The 424-nt window shown below is 42.7% G+C and carries 1 protein-coding gene; it reads left to right on the top strand.

Annotated elements, in window-relative coordinates; genetic code table 11:
- Positions 1-84: 84 nt before the first annotated feature.
- Positions 85-424, top strand: a 340-nt coding sequence (locus tag AB4136_RS33385) for a hypothetical protein (RefSeq protein ID WP_441932355.1), incomplete at its 3' end; no start/stop codon positions are given.

Raw genomic sequence — 424 nt, 5'->3', positions numbered from 1 at the left:
GCATTACCTATCGGCATTTAGCTGAAAATAAAAAAGTACGCGGGCGTAAATTGGGCGAAGATTACAATAAAGGAGGCATCCAACATGGCTTTGAAAGACAAATACAACAACGACAACAACAAAAATACGAATCAAACACGAACTTCCAGCCAAAACGATCAACTTCAAACCGTCATGAATCAACTGAACGAGATACAGACGTCACTCAATCAGATTGGAACCAATTCGCCCAAGACACAAATGAGCTTGAGCGTCGCCGACAAGCTGCAGAGTCAGCAAGACTTGTTGATGAAAAGGCTCGAAGAGATCGAGAAAAGAGAGTACGAGAGAAACAAGCGTCACGACCAATTATTAACAACGATCGAGACCACGACCTCGAACTTTAATCAAGCTACAGACTTCGCACAAAAGCGTTTTATAAGCG

It is taken from the genome of Mesorhizobium sp. 2RAF21 (assembly GCF_052115345.1).
GTDB lineage: Bacteria > Pseudomonadota > Alphaproteobacteria > Rhizobiales > Rhizobiaceae > Mesorhizobium > Mesorhizobium terrae.
The sequence above is the reverse complement of the archived record's forward strand: the minus strand, read 5'-3'. Positions and strand labels throughout refer to the sequence as shown.